General features: G+C 61.5%; 21 protein-coding genes. All 21 read right to left on the bottom strand.

All coding sequences use genetic code 11. The features are described 5' to 3' along the window. Positions 1 to 549 (bottom strand): hypothetical protein (locus ACTG2G_RS03150; RefSeq protein WP_439985184.1); only part of this gene is annotated, 549 nt, incomplete at its 3' end. 364 nt (positions 550 to 913) lie between these two features. Beyond that, positions 914 to 1,111 (bottom strand): hypothetical protein, encoded by a 198-nt coding sequence (locus tag ACTG2G_RS03145; RefSeq protein ID WP_439985183.1) that lies wholly within the window; start codon positions 1,109 to 1,111, stop codon positions 914 to 916. Positions 1,112 to 1,227: 116 nt separating this feature from the next. Further along, positions 1,228 to 1,392, bottom strand: a complete 165-nt coding sequence (locus ACTG2G_RS03140; protein ID WP_439985182.1) for a hypothetical protein — start codon at positions 1,390 to 1,392, stop codon at positions 1,228 to 1,230. Next, positions 1,389 to 1,670 (bottom strand): hypothetical protein, encoded by a 282-nt coding sequence (locus tag ACTG2G_RS03135; RefSeq protein WP_439985181.1) that lies wholly within the window; start codon positions 1,668 to 1,670, stop codon positions 1,389 to 1,391. The genes ACTG2G_RS03140 and ACTG2G_RS03135 overlap by 4 nt, the downstream gene beginning before the upstream one ends. Further along, positions 1,667 to 2,950, bottom strand: coding sequence for a reverse transcriptase/maturase family protein (locus tag ACTG2G_RS03130; protein WP_323914498.1), 1,284 nt, complete (start codon positions 2,948 to 2,950; stop codon positions 1,667 to 1,669). Before ACTG2G_RS03130 ends, ACTG2G_RS03135 begins: the two co-directional genes overlap by 4 nt. Before the next feature lie 2 nt (positions 2,951 to 2,952). Then, positions 2,953 to 3,297, bottom strand: a complete 345-nt coding sequence (avd, locus tag ACTG2G_RS03125) for a diversity-generating retroelement protein Avd (protein ID WP_270806083.1) — start codon at positions 3,295 to 3,297, stop codon at positions 2,953 to 2,955. A gap of 61 nt (positions 3,298 to 3,358) precedes the next feature. Next, positions 3,359 to 4,897 (bottom strand): hypothetical protein, encoded by a 1,539-nt coding sequence (locus tag ACTG2G_RS03120; protein WP_439985180.1) that lies wholly within the window; start codon positions 4,895 to 4,897, stop codon positions 3,359 to 3,361. A gap of 57 nt (positions 4,898 to 4,954) precedes the next feature. Next, positions 4,955 to 10,186 carry a phage tail tip protein J-related protein gene (locus tag ACTG2G_RS03115; protein ID WP_439985179.1) on the bottom strand — a complete coding sequence of 1,744 codons (5,232 nt, stop codon included), beginning with the start codon at positions 10,184 to 10,186 and terminating at the stop codon, positions 4,955 to 4,957. Further along, a complete protein-coding gene (locus ACTG2G_RS03110) occupies positions 10,186 to 10,587 on the bottom strand; it encodes a DUF6950 family protein (RefSeq protein ID WP_439985178.1) in 402 nt (133 codons plus the stop codon). Before ACTG2G_RS03110 ends, ACTG2G_RS03115 begins: the two co-directional genes overlap by 1 nt. A 2-nt stretch (positions 10,588 to 10,589) precedes the next feature. Beyond that, positions 10,590 to 11,174, bottom strand: a complete 585-nt coding sequence (locus tag ACTG2G_RS03105; RefSeq protein WP_439985177.1) for a hypothetical protein — start codon at positions 11,172 to 11,174, stop codon at positions 10,590 to 10,592. Continuing rightward, positions 11,171 to 11,785 carry a hypothetical protein gene (locus ACTG2G_RS03100; RefSeq protein WP_270659397.1) on the bottom strand — a complete coding sequence of 205 codons (615 nt, stop codon included), beginning with the start codon at positions 11,783 to 11,785 and terminating at the stop codon, positions 11,171 to 11,173. Before ACTG2G_RS03100 ends, ACTG2G_RS03105 begins: the two co-directional genes overlap by 4 nt. A gap of 7 nt (positions 11,786 to 11,792) precedes the next feature. After that, positions 11,793 to 14,099 (bottom strand): hypothetical protein, encoded by a 2,307-nt coding sequence (locus ACTG2G_RS03095; protein ID WP_439985176.1) that lies wholly within the window; start codon positions 14,097 to 14,099, stop codon positions 11,793 to 11,795. Between the two features lie 172 nt (positions 14,100 to 14,271). Next, the gene (locus tag ACTG2G_RS03090) at positions 14,272 to 14,709 is read right to left on the bottom strand and encodes a hypothetical protein (protein WP_270659395.1); all 438 of its coding nucleotides are present in this window, start codon (positions 14,707 to 14,709) and stop codon (positions 14,272 to 14,274) included. Further along, positions 14,709 to 15,167, bottom strand: coding sequence for a hypothetical protein (locus ACTG2G_RS03085; protein ID WP_270659394.1), 459 nt, complete (start codon positions 15,165 to 15,167; stop codon positions 14,709 to 14,711). The genes ACTG2G_RS03090 and ACTG2G_RS03085 overlap by 1 nt, the downstream gene beginning before the upstream one ends. Further along, positions 15,164 to 15,535 carry a hypothetical protein gene (locus tag ACTG2G_RS03080; RefSeq protein ID WP_270659393.1) on the bottom strand — a complete coding sequence of 124 codons (372 nt, stop codon included), beginning with the start codon at positions 15,533 to 15,535 and terminating at the stop codon, positions 15,164 to 15,166. The genes ACTG2G_RS03085 and ACTG2G_RS03080 overlap by 4 nt, the downstream gene beginning before the upstream one ends. Next, positions 15,532 to 16,092: a hypothetical protein gene (locus ACTG2G_RS03075; protein ID WP_270659392.1), complete on the bottom strand. Its 561-nt coding sequence runs from the start codon at positions 16,090 to 16,092 to the stop codon at positions 15,532 to 15,534. Before ACTG2G_RS03075 ends, ACTG2G_RS03080 begins: the two co-directional genes overlap by 4 nt. Next, positions 16,089 to 16,409, bottom strand: coding sequence for a phage head closure protein (locus tag ACTG2G_RS03070; protein ID WP_270659391.1), 321 nt, complete (start codon positions 16,407 to 16,409; stop codon positions 16,089 to 16,091). The genes ACTG2G_RS03075 and ACTG2G_RS03070 overlap by 4 nt, the downstream gene beginning before the upstream one ends. A 51-nt stretch (positions 16,410 to 16,460) precedes the next feature. Continuing rightward, positions 16,461 to 16,802: a hypothetical protein gene (locus tag ACTG2G_RS03065; RefSeq protein ID WP_270659389.1), complete on the bottom strand. Its 342-nt coding sequence runs from the start codon at positions 16,800 to 16,802 to the stop codon at positions 16,461 to 16,463. A gap of 57 nt (positions 16,803 to 16,859) precedes the next feature. Next, positions 16,860 to 17,210, bottom strand: coding sequence for a head-tail connector protein (locus ACTG2G_RS03060; protein WP_270659388.1), 351 nt, complete (start codon positions 17,208 to 17,210; stop codon positions 16,860 to 16,862). A gap of 4 nt (positions 17,211 to 17,214) precedes the next feature. Continuing rightward, the gene (locus ACTG2G_RS03055) at positions 17,215 to 17,559 is read right to left on the bottom strand and encodes a hypothetical protein (protein ID WP_270659386.1); all 345 of its coding nucleotides are present in this window, start codon (positions 17,557 to 17,559) and stop codon (positions 17,215 to 17,217) included. 45 nt (positions 17,560 to 17,604) lie between these two features. Beyond that, entirely contained in the window at positions 17,605 to 18,810 is a 1,206-nt protein-coding gene (locus tag ACTG2G_RS03050) for a phage major capsid protein (protein WP_439985175.1), read from the bottom strand. Positions 18,811 to 18,812 lie beyond the last annotated feature (2 nt).

Genomic DNA, 18,812 nt, shown 5'->3' with positions numbered 1-18,812 from the left:
AAGCTGCTCAACCACGGCAGGAGCCTCTACCGGCTTCTTGCATGGCGCGGACGGCAGGCGATAGAAGCTGCTTTGCTTTGCACCTGACGTGCTGGCCTTGGCGCGCTGGCGCTTGGAGGCGCGCTCACGCTCGCGGCGCAACCAGAAATCGATCTTGAGTGCGGCAAACAGTCGGGTGGAGATAGCCTTGATGCCAACCAGACCGCGCACCTGGCCAGCCGAGTTGGTCATACGGGGCTGACTGATGGAGAGCAGGCGGGCGGCCTGCAGGTCTGCGATGGCGCGCTTGAAACGTGGCCAGCTGATGGTGGTCTCTCCCTGCAGGCGCTTCAAGCTCAAGCCAACTCGGCCATCCTTGGTCGGAACGCCGACCGTGAGGGTAACCAGATCGGTATATTTGAGCAGCACTTTGAGCACCTGAATGATCGACTCACGGCGCTCCGAGCGCTTCTTGCGGTGCGGGTTCAGGGTGTCCAGCTGAGGCAGATCTTTGAGGCGGTAGTAATAGTGCTCAACGAGATCGATGGAGCGGGCGATAAACTTTGGCATATTCTGCACATGAGACTGCACAAGGAATCGCGGGGCTGTCGGGTTGTGGCCGCATCTGTTGCCTGAGCACACATTCAGCCCATCATGGGCCACTGAAAAAGTCATGTTTCCGCCTAAAAAAGTGGCGGCAAGGTTGCCAACTATCGGCTGCTCCAGTAAACTGACTTTGCGATTAGTCGTTTGTATCTGTTTGTTTACTAGCTTACTGGTGCAATCGAATCAGAAAGCCCGCCCTGCAAGGCGGGCTTTCGTCATTTTGGAATCCTGCCAGATTTAATCTTCCGCCTCGGACGCTCCGAGACCCTATGACCACAACTCTAGCACAAAATGTGATAAGTTCAAAAGGTCATATCTCACTATAAGATCAGCTTTCTGCTGCTGCCAATATGGCCGCCTCCTGGGCGGCGAGGGTGATCTCTTTGGTGATCACCGCATCACACACATCCGGGCCGAGTAACGGCAGCAAGCTGGCCAAACGCTGAGCGAGTCGCCCTATCGTATATGATCCAGATGAAGCGATCACCTGATCATCTTGATCACCCATCACATTATCTCCACTCATCTGCAACCCTCCCGGCTGGCACTGTATTTTTATACAGGCAATTTTGGCACCGACCGCCCTGACGGGCAAGCCGAAAAAAGAAAAGCCCCGGCACATGGCCGGGGCGGGGTTCGACACTACTTGGGCAGCACCTCGGCGCAGGGGCGCGGCACCAGGATGGTTTTGCCCTGGTGAACCTCCTGCACCTGGCAGACGGGGCCGGGTGCCGTGGCGGTATTCCATGCCCAGCCAAGCAGCGCGGCGACCACGCTCGCCGTGATGGGCTCGAGACGGACGATCACTCTTCCGCCCCACGGGCCACCGGGTAGCGCAGCTTGATCTCCGCCACCTTGTCGCGCCATGCCTGCTCGGCCGCTGCTGTCTTGTCGTATTGCCACTCCAAGAAAAGGGGGTCGGACTCCGCCTCGTAGGCGCGCTGGCGGCGCGCCAGTTGCCCCTCTGTCAGCTCATAGTTGTGCTGGGCGAGCACGGAGGCTATGACCTCCTCACTCATGCCCAGCTTCGCCATAAAGGCCGGATCGTAGTTGTCGTGCGTTTCGCCGTCATATAAGTAGCTCATCTATTTGCCCCGCTCGAAATGTTAAACAGGCTGCAGCGCAGCCGCCAGGTGTTTGCATGCGCGGCGTGCGCACACCACGATTGGATGCATGGTCGGCAGTCGCCTGCCGTTAGCCTTCCTGCCGCTATCGCCCGTTTGAAGCGGCGCAGCTTGTAGCGGATGCGCTTGATGCTGTTTTTGCGCAACAGGCGGTGGGTGGGGTAGATGCGGTAGCCCAGGAAGTCGAGCGCTCGCCCCTCCGGGCCGACAGGGAATACCTGGGTCTTGCTGTTGGTTGTCAGGCGCAGGCTGTTCCACAGATACGCCTCGATCCGCGCGCGCCATGTGTGCAGCTGCGCCTTGTCGTGATGCAACACCACAAAATCATCCATGTAGCGGATGTAGTACCGGATGCCGAGATCGTGCTTTGCGTAGCGATCCAGCTCGTTGAGATAGAGATTGGCAAACAGCTGACTTGTCAGGTTGCCGAGCGGGATCCCGACACCCGGCCGCCCTGGGCTCGAGTCGATAATGGCATCGAGCAGCCTGAGCGTGCGATCGCAGTGGATGTGGCGGCGCAAGATCGCCTTGAGGCGGGCGTGATCGATGCTGGCGAAATACTTGCTGATGTCCGCCTTCAGGCAGAATAGTGGGCCGTGAGCTTGCCTGATCGCCCGCATCCAGCACTGTGCCCTGTTTGCCCCGGCATGTACCCCCTTGCCTTTGCGGCAGGCGTAGCTATCGAATATAAAGCGCGGGTCAAGCGTTGGCTCCAGTACATTCATGATCGCCCGGTGGACAACTCGATCCACGAAGCGGGGTGCCGAGATCAGGCGCTGTTTCGGCTCAAAAACATAAAACTCCTCGTATCCGCCGGGCTGATAGCTGTCGTGCAGCAGATGATTGTGGGTGTCGTGCAGGTGCTCTTCCAGGCGCTGCATGTAGCGCAGGGCGGCGGGCGAGGTGCGTTTTCCGCACAGGCAGCGCAGGGCAGCCTGGTGCAGATTGTCAAACGATATGATTTGGTCGTACATGAGGGCCTTAAAGTCGGCGGCCCGGCGCACCGGTGCCGCCTGTTCAGTTTTTCGGCGATAGCCGAGGCATCGACATCCCTTTGATAATGCACTGGACAACGCCCCGTGAGGTGTTGCCTTCTGGCTGCTGCCAAAGGCGGGGCGAAACCCAATGTTCGTGTTCGTGTTCGCGCGGGAATTGTTCAGATTCACAGCGGCGAGGCCGGCATTGGCACCGTTGTTCCAATTGCCGCCACGATACGGGAGTCGCTTGATGTCGGAGCCCATGATTAGGCGGCTCGCTCGTATTTGAGCCAGCCGCCGATCATTCTGCCGATCTCGAGATTGAGACCGCTCCAGTGTTGGTATTTGTTAATTGGCAGGTAGGCCAAGTCTTTCGCGAGCCTGACCTGATTTTGCAACACGGCTAACTCAACATCGAGATCCGTGAGTGTGGTCTTTTTGTGGTAACGCTTGGCCGCCGTGATGACCAACCGCAGCAGTGTCAACATGCTGCACCTGATCTCTGCGGCCAGCACGTGGCGCTCCGCCTTCGGGAACTGCCGCATGGCGACATACCCATACTGCATCATATCGCGGATCCGTTGCTCGATAACGAGCGGTTGTTTATCCATATCAATCCTGATTTACCTAAGCGCCGCTATCGCGGCGCCGTCAAAACTCAAGGCCCAAAGCTCAAGCAAAGGCGGGGCGAAACCCAATGCTCGTGTGCGCGTACGCGCGGGAATTGTTCAGATCCACAGCGGCGAGGCCGGCAGCGGCACCGTTGTTCCAATAGCCGCCACGATACGGGAGTCGCTCGCCGAAATTGCGCATATAGATGCGCCCCTGTGGCAGGATAGTGGCCGGCTCGATCAGCAGGCGCCTGAGCGCCTGATTGGACACATAGCCCCCCGCCTTGGCCATGATCCGCCAGTCGCTGTTTGCGGAGTTGCCCGCGTTGGCATTATCGCCGATGGCGCCGAGCCGATTGGTGATGGCATTGGAGAGGATTGGGCTACCCCCTGTGGGGGATGAGGCATCGAGGTAGGCATCGGTAAAGGCCCAGTCGGCCTCTGCCTGGGCGTTAAAGGCAGACAGCTTGAAGCGGCCGTCTTGCAGCAGGAACCCGTCCTGCCACTCCCATATGTTGCCTACCAGATCGGCGATGCCGATGGGCGTGCGGTTATGTGTCGCCTCCGCGCCCATCGAGCCCGTTTGCGTCCGGCCCGTACCGGCGCCATCGCCAGGTGCCCGGTTGTCGGCCCGGTCGCCAACAATCCACGTCTTGGCATGACTGCGCCCCCAGTTGGTGTTGCCAATCGGCTCGTAGCCGTTGGCCATGCACCACAGGGCGATTGCCGCCCATTCGTGCGCCGTCATCAGATGCCAGCCTGCGCCTTTTGCACTACAGGCGTTGCGGGCGGCGGTGTGATCGAGCGAGGCGCGGGGATCTTGCCGCGGCGCGCTGACAGCGCCGGAGCCGGACGCAAGATAGGCGCCGATGAATATCTCGCTCTTGATGCTGCCGCTGCCAAAATCGAACGCCGTCACATCGCCAGTGCCCATATCGGCGGTCATGCCGAGGTCGGCGTAGCTGAAGCGCGGCAGCACGAACATAGCATTGGCGTTGCCAGCGCTGTCGCGAATGATGGTCTGGCTGCCGCCGGTTGCCCGCTCAAGAGAGTAACGCTCCGAGTCCAGGATCGCAGGGCCGCCGACACGCATCAGCTTCCCTGCGCCGGCTTCCGGATTGATGCTGTCTGCTGCGGCTTTCGCCCGGTCCGCCTCTTGCTTGGCGCGGGCCGCCTGGCCTTCACCCTCGCTGGCAACCTTCTTCCAGCTGGGGATGGTGACGGTGGCGCCGGTGTCCGGGTTGAGAATGCCCACATCCCCCGAGCCGGTCAGCCAGGTCATCATGGAATCAAACCAGGTGCGGTACTTGCCCACCAGGGCCGACAGCTCGGCAGAAAACTGGCTGATGGTCGAGGTGCGGGTGATGTCGATCTTGTAGGGTTGATTGGCCAGCGTCCCGCCGCGATATGCCTCGACAAGCAGGATCTCGGTATCGCTGACCACGGTATCCACTTCGTTCGCCACCCCATCGGGGCCATAGAAGGCATGACCCTTCTGGATGGGAAGGGTGCCCGTTTTCCACTTGGTGCCAAAACCGGTGACGGTACGGCTGCCATTCGTCACCGTCACGTTACCGGTGCGCTGCCAAAGTCCTGCCATTGCTGGGCTCCTGAGACTGAAAAAAAGAAACCCGGCGCTGGGCCGGGTGTGGTGGTGTTAGCCGACGGAAAATCCGCCGCCCTTTTTGTTGATGAAAAACGTCTTTCTCTGCGCATAGAAAGACCAGTTTGAGCGCCGCTCGGCCACGTAATAGATGACCAGTGACGATGACCCTGCAGGAATGGAGATGGTGCAAGCCGGGATCTTTTCAAATATCGGCGTCTGGCTTGAACCGGTCGTGGCAACTGCAATAAGAACCGCAGCCGCCCCAGCCGCTTGAGCGTAAATTCGCGCCGTGGTCGCCCCCTCGTCATACGGGGTTATCCTGACCGCGAGTTCCTCCATCGTCAGTTCCTGATCGTAGGGGGACGCATCGAAATAACACTGAACCATCGTCACAGCCGTTCCTGGCTGGATAATGATCCCGCTCTTTGCTGGCAAGTCGAACACCCGAACCTTGGTGATATCACCCACGATTCGAGCCGCTGACAGCTGAGCCAGGATCTGGCAGTTCTCCCTGATGGTGACATTCTGGAAGGTGCCTGAGTTGGCCAGCACGTTTCCCTGGAATGTACCGCTGGTAAAGAACACTTCAGAGCCATAGAAGCGGCCGAGCGAATCAATGCCCGCATTCCAGCGCTTGCCGTAGGCACTGAACTGGCCATTGGCATTTTCGCCCAACCAGAGATCACCCCCCCTGAAAGAGCCGCCCTCGATCAGGGTGCCTTTCAGATGCTGGACGTTGATGTACTTGGCGATCACGTTGCCGATCTCGGCCGTGTCCATCAGCGCGTGGTTCATGTAGACGCTGCCGTTTTTGACGACCAGCGGGTGTACCTTTGACGATACCCCCGTTGCCCGCGACATCACGGCAAACACATCGGCATCGAGCAGGAAGCTGGTCAGCACCGAGCCGTCAGGGTTGAGCTTGACCGACAGGCCGAAGCCGCCGCCCTCGCCGTTGATCTGCGCCTTGGTGTACCAGCCAGCCTCGACATCCCCCTCCAGATCCGCCACGGCGGATGCCACGGTCTGCACCGCCGCCGAGGTGTCATCAACCACGGCCTGCACCTGGTCAATCTTCTCGGCGTTGGCCTTGTCGCCGTCAACCCGCGCCTGGTTGCTTTCAGAGATCGCGGCACTCAGGGCGCTATCCCCCTTCGTTACCTCGGCTTTCAGGGTCGATAGCTGTTCAGCCAGCGCCTGATCACCTTCCGCCTGGGCGCGGTTGGTCTCCTGGATGGCAGCTCCAAGGGTGTTGTCACCCTCGGTGATGGCCGCTTGCAGCAGCTCGTCACGCTCGGCGAGCGCCTTGGCGGCATCACTGAACGCCTTGCTGGTCTCCTGCAGGGCGGCGTTGGTCTTGCGATCCCCCTCTTCAAACTCGGTTTTGATCTGGCTCAACTGCTGGGCGGTCGATTGCTCGACCCCCGCCACCACTTCGCGCACCTCGGTAAACTGCGCCTTGGTGCTGGCCTGCTCCCCTTCAAACTCGGCGGTGAGCTGGGTCAGCTCCTTGGCCATCGCCTGCTGTTCGTCTGCCATCGTCTCCTGACGGTGAACGATCGCGGCGCGGGCGGTGCGGGCGCGTTGTTCGCCCGCCTCGTCAGCCAGGGCGTTGCCGATATTGGCCAGCGCAGTCAGGTCAACTTCTGATGACAGTTCATCCTGCTTGGCGGCCAGCGCCTTGCCCTGCTCGGCCACCACTTCGGAGAGGCTGCCCACGGTGGCGTTGGTCTGGTCGGTCTTGACCTCCAGCTGCTCCAGCGCCTCGGCGCTCGCCTGCTGGTTGTCGCTGACGACCTTGGCCAGGGTGGTGATGGCGGCCCCTTGCGATCCGGTCTCGGTCTTGAGCTGTCCGATCTGCTCGGCCAGCGCCTGATCACCCTCGACCTGGGCGCGGTTGGTCTCCTGAATGGCGGCGCTGAGGGTTTCATCCCCCTCGGTAATGGCCGCTTGCAGCAGCTCGTCACGCTCGGCGAGCGCCTTGTCGGCATCGCTGAGCGCCTTGCTGGTCTCCTGCAGGGCGGCGTTGGTCTTGCGATCCCCCTCTTCAAACTCGGTTTTGATCTGGCTCAACTGCTGGGCCGTTGCCTGTTCGACCCCGGCAATCACCTCCCGAACGTTGGTGAAGTTGGCAGAGGTGTTGGCCTGCTCACCCTCAAAGCTGGCCTTGAGTTCGGTCACTTCGCTGGCGAGCGCCTGGTGCATGTCGAGCTGCACCTTTTGATCGCGGCGGATAGATGCCTCGGCCTGGCGGGCGCGCTGCTCACTCCCCTCACCGGCCAGCGCATTGTTGATACCGGCAAGGCCAGCCTGTTCGGCAGCGGCGGCGGTCAGGTCAAGGGCGGCGGTGATCTCGTCAAAGCGACCTGCGGTGATCCCGCCGTCATCCTCGACAATCTGCTCCAGGGCCTGGATCTTGCCCTCGGCGGTATCGGTGCGGGTTTCCAGTCCGCTGACCCGCTCGGCGGTCACCTTGTCAGCCTCGGCGCTGACCCGCGCCACTTCGGTGATGGTCGCTGTCAGCAACTCGTCACCCTGCGCGACCTCTGCCTTGAGCCCCGCCACACTCTGCGCCAGGGCAGAGGTGGCATCGCTGTTGGCGGTGATCTTCTGCTCGGCAGCGGCGAGGCGCTCACCCTGGGCGGTCACGGTAGACTGGGCGGCTTTCTGGGCCAGCTCGCCCTTGGTGGCGTCCAGTGAGTTGCTGACCTCGGTCAGTCGCTCCTGCTCGTCAGTGAACTCCGACTTGGTGACGGTCTGCGCCAGTCTGGCGTTGATGCCATCGAGCACCTGCTCGGCCTCGGTCAGCCGCTCCCCCTGGGCATCAACCACTGTGTGATCGGCCTTGGTGGCAATGGTGCCCTTAACGGCATCGAGCGTCTGATTGACCTGGGTGAAACTGGCGTGGGTCTCATCGCGCAGGGCGCGCACGGCGTCCATCTCGATCTGACCGTTCTCGGGGTTGACGCTAAAAATGGCATCGCGCAGGTCGCCCATCTCGGACTGCACCCGGTCAATCTTGCTGTGGATCTTGTCTTGCTGCAGGGCGTTGTTGATGCCCATCTCGCCGAGATTCGCCTGCTCATCGCGCAGCAGATCTTCGGTTTGTTGCGAGCGGTCATCGAGCGCGGCCAGCGCATCACCCAGCCCGACCAGCTTGCTATCCAGCTCAGGCACCCGATCGGCGATCGGCTTGATCTCTTGCACCACCTTGTCGAGATCAGTCAGCCCCTCGCTGATACCGGGGATCAGCTCGATGGGTTTGCGCAGCTCCTCGCGCAGGTGCTCGGCGCCGATCTCCCCGTCAATGATGTCGAGAATGGATGAGGCGTCATAGGTGGTCTTGCCACTGGCAGCCAGCAGGGCCGACTTGCCATAAGCGTTAACCGCCCGCAGCCACACATAATAGGTGGTGTCCGGCTTGAGCTGGCCGAACTGCATATAGGTGCCCATGCCAGCGGCGCGGGCCTTCTCCATCACTTCGCCGATCGGCAGATTGATGGTCGAGACCCACCACTCACAAAGCACCCCATAGCCATCGCCGCCCGCAAACTTGGGGCGAAACGCCAGCGTCCAGTTGCCCGCCTCTACCTCCACTCCGATCGGGGTGGCTGGCGCGGCGATGACGAAGTTGACCGCCGCCACCGGTGAGGCGGCACCGGTCAGCGCCAGCGCCCTGACCATGGCGGTATAGTTGCCAGCGGCCAGCCCATTGACCCGGCATGACTGCCCCGGCACCTGGGCGGTCAGCACGGTGACCGGCGCCTTGCCTGGCTCGATGCGCTGCACGATCACCTGGTTGTAATTGACGGTGCCACTGTTGCGCCAGGTGAGCACCCCCTGCACCACCTCGCCGACCGTCTCCACGTCATAGCGCAGCTGATCCGGCATCGCCACGCCGCCGGTAGGCAGCTCGGTGATCTCCGGGCGCTCCATCGGCTTGCCGATGGCATCGGCCCAGAACAGCGGTGAATCCTCGCGCAGGGTGAGATCTACCCCGCCGTTCAGGCTGAATGCCCAATCGGTGACGCGAAACTCTGGGCCATTGATGCCAAGGGCAGGCAGATAAAACCGGATGGTCTGGCCGGGGCGATAGCGCCAGCCAGAGAGGTTGACCGAGCAGGTGATGGTGCGGGCAGCGCGGCGCTGGCGCAGGATGATGTTGGCGATGCGCTGGGCCTGGTACTCGCTGGTGACACAGCGCAAATCCAGATCTTCCAGCAGCGGGACGCCGCCATCCTCCTCCACCCACTCAGGCACGATGACCGCCGGGAAGTCGGTCTTTTTAAAGGTGATCGGGTCAACGAAGGTGCCCGCCACCTGGTTGATTTTGTCGCTGCTCGATGGCTCCGGCAGCAACTCCAGATCGCCGACCAGCTGATGGTGGCGCAGCTCATCACTGGCGGGGCCATAGTAGGCCCCGGCCAGGATGCCGAACTTGCCGCCGATATAGGTCGGCTGACCGCAGCATGCCATGTGCAGGGCTTCCAGCACCTTGGCGCGGGGCTCGGTCAGGTCGAATTCCACGTTGGTGGTATAGCGCGGCTCCACCTTGCCATCGGCGACCGTGACTATCTCATCACAGATATTGGCGGCAACGATAAACTCGTCCATACGGATTTCGTCATCGGGCACCTTAAGCCAGCTGCGATAGTAGTCGAGGATCACCAGGGCGCTGTTGTCGCTCCACTTCCACTGGCCATCGCGGGGATCCCAGACCTCCTTGCCGAACTTCTCGACCTTGATATTGGGCAGACCGGCGGGGAACTTCTCGGCGTTAAACTTGAGCGAGAGGCGCAACCAGGTGATGCCCTGGCCGATCATGTCCGACTTCCAGTCGGCGCACTTCTCCAGCATATAGGGGTCACAGGTCTGGCGGTCGGCATGCAGCTCCCAGCTGACCAGATCGCCATAGGTGCCGACCAGATCATCGCCGAGCCAGATATCACCGATGCGGCTTAATTTGGTGCCCGCCAACACCAGGGCAAGGTGCAGCCATTCGCCCTCGTCCTGCTCGCCCGCCTCCTCTGCAGCTATGCTAAGCAAGCCGGAAGAGATCACCCGACCATAGATACAGACCTTGTCACTGGCGGCAGCCCTCATAACCTGACTGCGTTCACTGGCGCCGCGGTAATCGCCAAGACTCGGTTTTTTCATGGTGAGCATCATGGTGGCGCTCATCACTGCCGAACCGATGGCGATCGCGGTCGCCGTTGAGACAACCAGGGCCGAGCCCACACCAGCGGCGGCACCGGCGATGACAGGAATAAACGCAGCAGGCATTACTCGACTCTCCAGGCAAACAGGGGAACAGCGTCAGGAATGGGGCGGGCGCCCTGCTCGGTCATGGCCCACACCTGACCGGCCCACATCACGGCGGCGGTCTGGCCCTGCGGGCCGTCAAACACCAGGGCATCACCGCGCTGGGCCATCGCCACCGGGATCCGCGCAAACAGCGCATCGAGGGCGGCGGGGATATCGCCGTGGGTTTTGGCGAGCACCCGCTTGGCGCCGATCTCGGTGCGATAGCGCCCGCGATACTCGGCCGCCGGGTCTTTGTCACAGGCCGCCAGACAGACATCCGCCACGAGCAGGCAGCAATCATTTTCACCCCAACAAAAAGGCCGCTCGCTGGCGGCCTGAATGGTCTGGATGATGCGGAGTTGCCAATCTGGGTGGCGCATGATTAGTCCTTGTAAATAAACCCCGGGGCGTCCTTCTTGCTGCCCCAGTAGATGGAGCGGTCGGCCATCTCGTTCTGGTAGCGAAAGAAGCGGTCATCGGGGTGCAACCGGCGGTGACTCTCGTCGGTGTTGCGCATGTTCAGCCCCTTCTGCCAATCCTCGAAGATATTGGAGATGGTGAGCTGAATGGTGTTGGTCTTGCCCGCCTTGACGGGGGTCTGGGCGATGCGCCCCTTGAACTGCAGGCAGGCTTTGAGCGGCACCTCGGCGGGGCCGATCACCACCAGATAGAGCCAGGCCATCCGGTCAACGATGCGCTCGCGCATCACCTCGGCCAGCATGCTGTCATCGAGCCCGGAGAGGCTGACGTTTAGCTTGGTTGGCGAGGTGGACAGCTGCTCTTTCTGTGGGCTGACAGCCCCCATCGAGCCCACGCCGTAATAGGTCTCGCCGCCGATCACCAGCTCACCGAGACCGGAGTGAATGCGGCTGATGCCGCTCACCAGATCTAGCTTGAGCGCGTAGAGCGCCGACACATGGGGCAGGTTAAGGGCAGCCATCACCTCGGGATCAAGGCCGACAATCATGGATAGAATGCCTCCGTGAACGAGAGGGATACATCGGTGAACACACCAGGCACCCGGTTAAAGGTGGCGGCCTTGTCATCCTTGATGCGAAACACGCCACAGGGCCGGTCAACAACCAGCGGGGTGCCGGATGGATGGTTGGCCCGCAGCATGGGGGCAACCCTGATCAGGGCGGCCCCGCTCAAATCAGAGGTGACATCCGCAATCACCCGCTTTAACTCATCCCCCACCTGCACCCAGTCACCACGGCACAGCACCAGGGTGTTTGGCGTCCAGCCGCGACTGGTCAAACTGGTTCGCATGGCCAGCGCCTCGGTCACCATCGGGGCGCCATGCACCGGTTGGGGAGAGCCGACCAGACGGGCGGCGAAATCCCACATCCTGACCCGCCCGCGCTGACCGTCTAGCGAGAAGATCAGCGCCTCAAGACGGCGGGCCTTGTCGGCTGGCAGGTTTCTGAACGTCACCTGCATCACCACCTTCGACCCCGGCGAGTCGGCGGTTTGCACCGACCCCGTCCATGGGGATTCAAACGTCCTGGTCATGGTCTCCAGCCCCAACCCCATGTCGCTCGGGATCAGGTCTACCGGCCAATCAATTACCTCTGACATAGCGATATCACCCTAATAATCTGCGAATTTGGCCGTAGTTCGAGACATCCTCGACAACCATCTGATATGCCCGCTTGGCCCCGGCCTCGGCGCCTTGCTCTGCCGCCGAGCGCATCGCATTGGCCAGCGCCTCGTCACCGGAACCGGTGACACTGATGTGCTGGATAATCGTCACCCCCTCACCCGACTGGCCACGCCCGGCGGCACGGTCAAGAATTGCGGCGGACTCGCGGCGGCTGGTCACATTGGCAGGGCCACGAACCAGGGTGCCGTTGACGAACTCGTCACCCAGCTCGGAGACGATCCCGAACTGGTTGGCCGGAATATAGCCGCCCTTGTCGAACAGACCGGCGATGGCCTGCCCTGCCACGATACCAGCAGAGGCGTAACCCATCGTCTTGATACTGGCCGCCAGCGGCATGCTGTAGGGCGGCGGAAAGGCGGCCAGCGCCTTGGCCGCTGCCTCTTCGGTCGATACGATGATCGAGGGAATGGCGGCGGCCTTCTGCATGGCAAACAGCGCCTTGTAAACACCGGAGTGCTCAAGGCCCGCCTGTTGCAGTGCCGAGGTGGTAATGCTCATCGACTGTTGGGTGAAGCTCAGCAGCTCGGCGCTGACGCTGGCCTGATACTCCCTCTGCTTGTTCACCCGGTCGTTTTCGATCTGCAGGAGACGGGACTGGTGATCCTGCTCCAGCATTTCGCGGCTGGCGTGGTACTCCATCTGGAGCTGGAATTGCAGATCGTTATGACCGGCCGCCGCGTCATACGCCTGGGCATACTGCTGTTGCAGGCGCTGCTGCGACTGCTGCCAGCGGCTCTGCTCCTCAATGACCGAGGCGCCATACTGCTCGATGCGGGCCACGTTGCGGGCGTCATAGTATTGCTGATCGACCCCCGCCATCGCCTTGTTGCTGTTGTCCAGCAGTTGGAGCCGCTTATCCAGCTCCATGGCGATGGCTTTGTTCTCCTGCCGGAACGAATCGACCGGCCCCCAGTTGGTGGCTTTTTTCTTCTTGGTTTTGGTCTTTGGATCGTCAGGGATCTCCACCACCCCGCGTGGCGCACTGCCAGGGGGTGGCAGCGGGGTCGGGCCATCACCGCCGCTGGTCACCGCGTTCTGAATGGACTGCTTCAAGGTGTCCAGGTTCTGGAAGTAGGTTGCCCACCCCTCAGAGCTGGATTGCGACAAGAAGGCTTCCATGTCGCCCTTGGCGAGCTGCATCGCGGTACCAAGCTCATCCAGCCGCCCCAGCATGGCGTCTGGCTCTCCCGCATCCTGGTAATCGTTCAGCGCCTCATTGTAGTCCATACGGGCGGCAGAGTAAGCCGCCGCCGCTTTCAGGTAACCGTTGCGGGTTTCAGGGTCGGTGCCGATATTGAACACCAGCGAGGCTTTTTCGAGAGTGGTGTCGATGTTGCGGATGAACTGCTCAAGGGCCAGCGAGGCAGAGCGCACCCCGTCAATGACATAGAGCGCAATGCCCTTGCCAAGCTCGGCAAAGCCGCCCTTGGTTTCGGCCGCATCGACAATCCACTGGCGCATCAGGCGGGAGCCCTCGGCGATGGCCGGGGCCATGCTCGCCTTCACCTGCTCCCACAGCGCACCCATGACCGACATCAGCCGCTGGATCTCCTGACGCGCCTCCCGCACGGCGGCGAACTGGCCGCCAGAGAGCGCCATCCCCATGCCGTTGATTTCATCGGCAAAGCGGAACAGCTCCCCCTTGTTGGTGTAGAGGGTATCGAACAGCTCGGCGGCGGCATCATTCAGCTCATCGAGCCAGAAGCGCGCATCGGCGGCGCTCATCTTTTGCAGCTCTTCCGAGAAGCGGCGGAACTGCTGATCCGGCGCCATCGCCGCCCACTCTTGCGCCGACTGTCCAATCTGCTTGAAGAAGTCAGCCAGCGGGCCGCCGCCGGTTTTGGCCGCATCAGAGATGCGGACGTTCAAGTCCTTGACGACATCAGCCAGGCGCTCGCCGTTGGTGCCTGCCCACTCGGCGGCCTGGGCGTAGGCATGCCACTGCTGCGCGGCGATACCTACGTTGCGGCCAAGGTTGGCAGTTTGATCAAGGTTGTCATAAGCCGCCTTGATGCCCGCCAGCGCGGCGCCAGAGCCCAGGGCGATCAGGGCGCTGCGCAGGGAAAACACTTCCGTGATAACGGTTTTGATCCCGCCAGCCACCACCTTGCCACCGGCCACGATATGACCGCCGAACGAGGTGAAGTCTTGACGGGAACGGGCCAGCTCTTCCCTGAACTGGGCCGCATTCAAGCCGAGTGTGGTGACAAGGCTGCGCAATACGGCCATGGGGTTTCCTCCCTATCAGGCAAGAATCGACCGGAGTGCCAATCTCGACTCTTGCGGGGTGATGGTTTCGGGGGTGTTGACGGGAGGGTGCAGGCGCTCATGTTCGAGCGAGTAATGGGCCAGCCAGGTGGTCAGTTCCGAAACGGGCAGCGCCTCGATTTCGGTGATCGTCTTATGCAGATCGATCGCTAACCTGATCACCAGCTGCTTGGTCTGACTGGCCCTTATCGTTTTTTTCCTCGACAAGCGCCAGCTCACCCATGCGATTGAGCCGCTTGGCCGCTGGCAACAGGCGATCGATAACCGACATGGGCAACGATTCCATCAGCTGCGGCACATCGTCCTGGGTGGCGATCGAGTTGCCCTCTTCATCCACCATGCAGGCGACCAGCAGCGAGACCATCCACTGAAACGGGTTGTCAGCCAGCGGCTGGCCGGTGGTCTGGTCAAAGTTCCGCAGCTGGTACTCCAGCAGCTTGCTGACCGGCATCTCCCGCACGATGATCTCGGCATCTTCGCCAAGCTCCGGCACGGCAACCCGTTCGTGGCGAAATGCCAGCTTGTTGAGCAGTTGCAGCGCGGTGACTGCCTTCGGTTTTGCTTTTGCCATTATGCGGCCGCTCCCACTTTGCCCCAGGTGGTCTTGCCGTTCTGTTTGCACGGCACCACGAAGTCGATGGTCTTGTCACCCTGGGTCTCATTGCGCAGATAACCCAGCAACACCACCTCATATTCGGCGGTGACGTTATCCGGCCAGATATGCTGGATGACCGCAATCTGACGCGCCTGCGCCGCCGCGATAAATGCCAACTGCCCTTCGTCAGTGGGATAAGACTGGAATTTCAGCTCCTTCTCCGGGCCATCAAAGAGACCGGCGATGGAACGCTTGGCGGTATCTTCCAGGGTGGTCTGGTCGGCAAGTGGCGCCTTTTCACCGACCTGACCGATGGCCAGCGCACCGGGTAGCGGGGTGAATGAAGAGGCCCCCTTGAGTTTGAACTGGGTCTGAGTACCAGCGGCCAGCACCGCATCTTGCGGGGTGTATTGGTAGCGAGTCGGAGCGGTCATGCTCTGTTCCTTCTGTTGGTGGTTTCAATTTCAACGATGGACTGGCGGGCAGTCGTGTCAGGGGTGGCCGGTGAATCGCGGGGCTCTGACACGGCTATCCGCTGGAAGTCATCGGTGGTCACGCCATCGAGCTGGCGCAACTTCTCACCGATGGCATCCCCCTCAAGGCGGGTAGCGGCCAGGATCTCTATCTGCCAGAAGTGGCGCTGCAGGGTGACGCCCCCCTCAATGGTGCGCTCGCCATCTGGCGAGCTGACCAGGAGGTAAGAGATCGCCGGGAGCGGCGCATCTTGCGGGATGAAATCCTGATAAGCGGTCACCCCGCTGGCCGCTTCTATCAGCTGAAAAATCGCGGTTCGCTTTATCATCTGAGTGCCTTGTCGATTGCGGCGCCAAGCTGCTCCTTTTGCAGGTCAAGGCAGTTTTCAACGTTCTCATCCAGGCCGGGGCGAATGAATGGCCCAGCCGGAATACCGGGGTGGATCATCGCCTCCTGCCCCGGGCGGGTGCGGCGCAGGTGCGCCCGCTTGTTGGCCTTTGCCGTGTCCTTGTGCCCCTTGAGGCTGGCCCCGCTGGCGAGGCTATGCTCGCGGGTGCCGTGCTCAAGCCAGTAGGCATAGACGGGGGCCTCGACATACTTGCCCGCCGCCTGTTGCACCTTGTAGGACTTGAACACCCCGATCGAGGCGACCACATCGGCGAACCCCGGATTTTTCGGAATGCTCACCCGCAGCTTGATCGACTCGCCAAGCAGGCCGGTGTCGTGGTTCCATTTCTGTTCATAGAGGGAGCGAGTACGGGCCAGCACCGGCATGGCCGAGGTTCTTGCCACCTCCCGCAAGATCCGTTTCTGGGCGGCGAGTTCAAGGCGGGCCAGCTGGTCGGCCAGCTCGGCAAAGCCATCCACCTCGAAGGTCGCGGTCATGAGTCCACCTCGCAGGTCAGGATTAGCCACTGACGGCGGGCATCAGGCTGCACCAGCTTGATATTGAGGCTCAGCTGGTCTTGCACCAGGTAGAGCCGCTGGGCAGTCGTCACGCCGGGGCGGTAACGAAACTGGATGGTGTACTGACCGGCGGCAATCTCCTTGCCTGCCCGCAGCTGCTCGCGGCCACCGATCATCCTTACATCGGCCCAGATGGGCGGCGAGGGTTGCCACTGGTCAACGGCTTGCCCGGCTCCATCGCGGCCAGGCGCCCTGGTCAGCAGGGTGACCCGATCTCGTAGCTTGCCGGCTGCCATAAAACCTCCAATAAAAAACCCCGCCGAAGCGGGGTTTGTTGTGATGACCGGTTATCTGTGGTGCCACCAAATTCTGATCTGGTTGACTATCTGCCAGAGCACACCGCCAAGCAGGACACAGCCGCCATAAGAGAGGCTGGAGAGCGTCCAGCCAATGCCCTTGGCGTTGAGCCAGAGCGGGGTGAACACCGTCATGGCCACGCCGATAGCCATCACCAGATAAGCCCAGAGCACCTGCTCCTTGAGCTGCTTTGATGTCTGTTGGGTGGTGGTCAGTCGGTCGCCGGTATCCACCACGTCAGCCAGTTGCATGACCGGCGCCCCGCAATGGGGGCAGCTTGCCGCCTTGTCAGACACCTTGCCGTTACATTCGCCACACTCGATAAGCGCCATTGTCCCTCCCGTATCAATATCGGTAGGGTATATCCGAACAGGGCCGTGATCCAGCAATCACGGCGTGGGCGGCAACTCGGGAAACAAGATCCGGTATGGCCCAAGCGCATGGGAATAGGCCAGCGGCAACTCGGCCACGATGGGGCCGGTGATGATGGGCTCGCGGTACTCGTAGAACTGCGCCGCCGACATCAGGATCGCCATGGTGATGGCGGGATTCTTCACGCTGATACCATAGTGGTCGGTGTCCGGGATATCCGCATCAGAGGCATAGAGCGTGCGGCCCATGTAGTTGGAAGCCGCCACCTCGGCGGCCCCCAGGTAGAGCTCAAGCAGCTCGTCCTCATCCTGCATCCCAGCATCGAGCTTGAGCTGCATTTTCAGCAGCGAGATGTTGAGCAGTGCCATCTGATTACGCCTTATCGGTTTTGGCCTTGACCTGCTTGACCTGTTTCGGGTCGGCCTCTGCGGCCTTGGCCTTTGCTGCTGCCTCATCTTCGGCAGCCTTGGCCTGTGCGGCGGCTTCATCCTCTGCCGCTTTGGCTTGCGCGGCCACCAGGGCATCAGCCTCTTCCTGCTGCCGTTGCTCGCGGGCCTGATACTCGGCCAGCTGGCGCTTGAGTTCGGCCTCGGTGTCAGGGCGGGCGATGCCCTTCGATATCAGTTCGTCCGCCTCTTCCTGGCTGGCAACCGGCAGTTTATCGCCTACGTTGCCCCGCTTTTCACCAAACAGCGAGGTGAGCAAAATTACGTGCATGGGTTCTCTCCATCCAGCCGGGGGCATAGCCCCCGACGTGGTTGATTAGGCAGCCTTGAGGGTCAGCGCCTTGACGGCGGCGGTATCTTCCAGCAGCGCATCGAAGCGGTGGAACATCAGGAAACCGACCAGACCGGCCTCGGCATACTTCTCATCCAGACGGCGCAGGGCCATCCCTTTGACGCGGCGGATCTGGAAATAGCTGAAGTCGCCATAGAGCACCGCTTTTTTGCCAGCGGCCACATCCGGCATGCCCTGGTCAATCTGGTACTGATCGCCGTCAATGGTCGCCGGGGCAACACCGGCCACATCCGGCAGCCACAGCGGGCGACCTGTGCTGTCTTTCAGCTCTTTGAAGCCCAGCAGGGTGTTGTCGTTGAACACCCAGCGGGTGTTGCCTGCGCGATAGGCCGGATCCACCGAGTGCTTGAGATGGAGCAGGTCGCTGTGGGTGACAGAGCCAGCTACCGCAGAGGTAGCGCCACCGGTCAGCTGGTTGAGCAACCCCTTGATGTTGTTGCCCTGGCCGTCACCGGTCAGCAGTTGCTTGGCCTCACCACGGCCAAGGCGGGAAGCGATGCGGCGAACGATCAGACCAACGATGTCAACGCCGCTATCCTGCAGCAGCTCTTCACTGATCTTGATGGTCTTGGAGGTCATCTTCTTGGCCCCGATCTGGATTTGGCCAAAGTCCATATCCTTATCGCCACCCTCTTCGGTCTCGCCGATCATGACGCCTTCATCCAGGGTGCCATCGGTGGTAACCCAGGTGATGGGGTTGCCGCCATCGGTTTCGAACACGGTGGAGATATTGGCCACCCCGCCGAACGCCTTCATGGCTTCCACAACCCGGTTGCGGAATTCGGTTGGCACGGTAAAGCCACCCTTGGCGTCCACGTTGGTCGCCTGGGCGCGCATCTCTTTGTACAGCGCGCGCTCCTCGCTGGAAAGGGCCTGATAGCCACCGCGCAACACGTTTTCCAGCACCTTCATCTGGCGGGCTTCGGTGACACTGGTGTTGAGGTCAATCCCGGTGCGGCGCTCTGGCTCGTCGTTGACCTTGTCAGAGTCCAGGCTGAGCAGGCGCTCTTCGCGGGCGATCTGGGCGTCCAGCTCGTCCAGCTCTTTGAGCGCGTCACCCCACTGCTTAGTGGCGGCCTCATCCCAGCGCTTCTCGCTGTACTCATCGTTCAGCTTGCGCATCTGACCGGCGATGGTGCTGCGCTTCTGCTTCAGTTCGTGCAATTTCATGG

It is taken from the genome of Aeromonas sp. 55A, assembly GCF_051919665.1.
GTDB lineage: Bacteria > Pseudomonadota > Gammaproteobacteria > Enterobacterales > Aeromonadaceae > Aeromonas > Aeromonas veronii.
The sequence above is the reverse complement of the archived record's forward strand: the minus strand, read 5'-3'. Positions and strand labels throughout refer to the sequence as shown.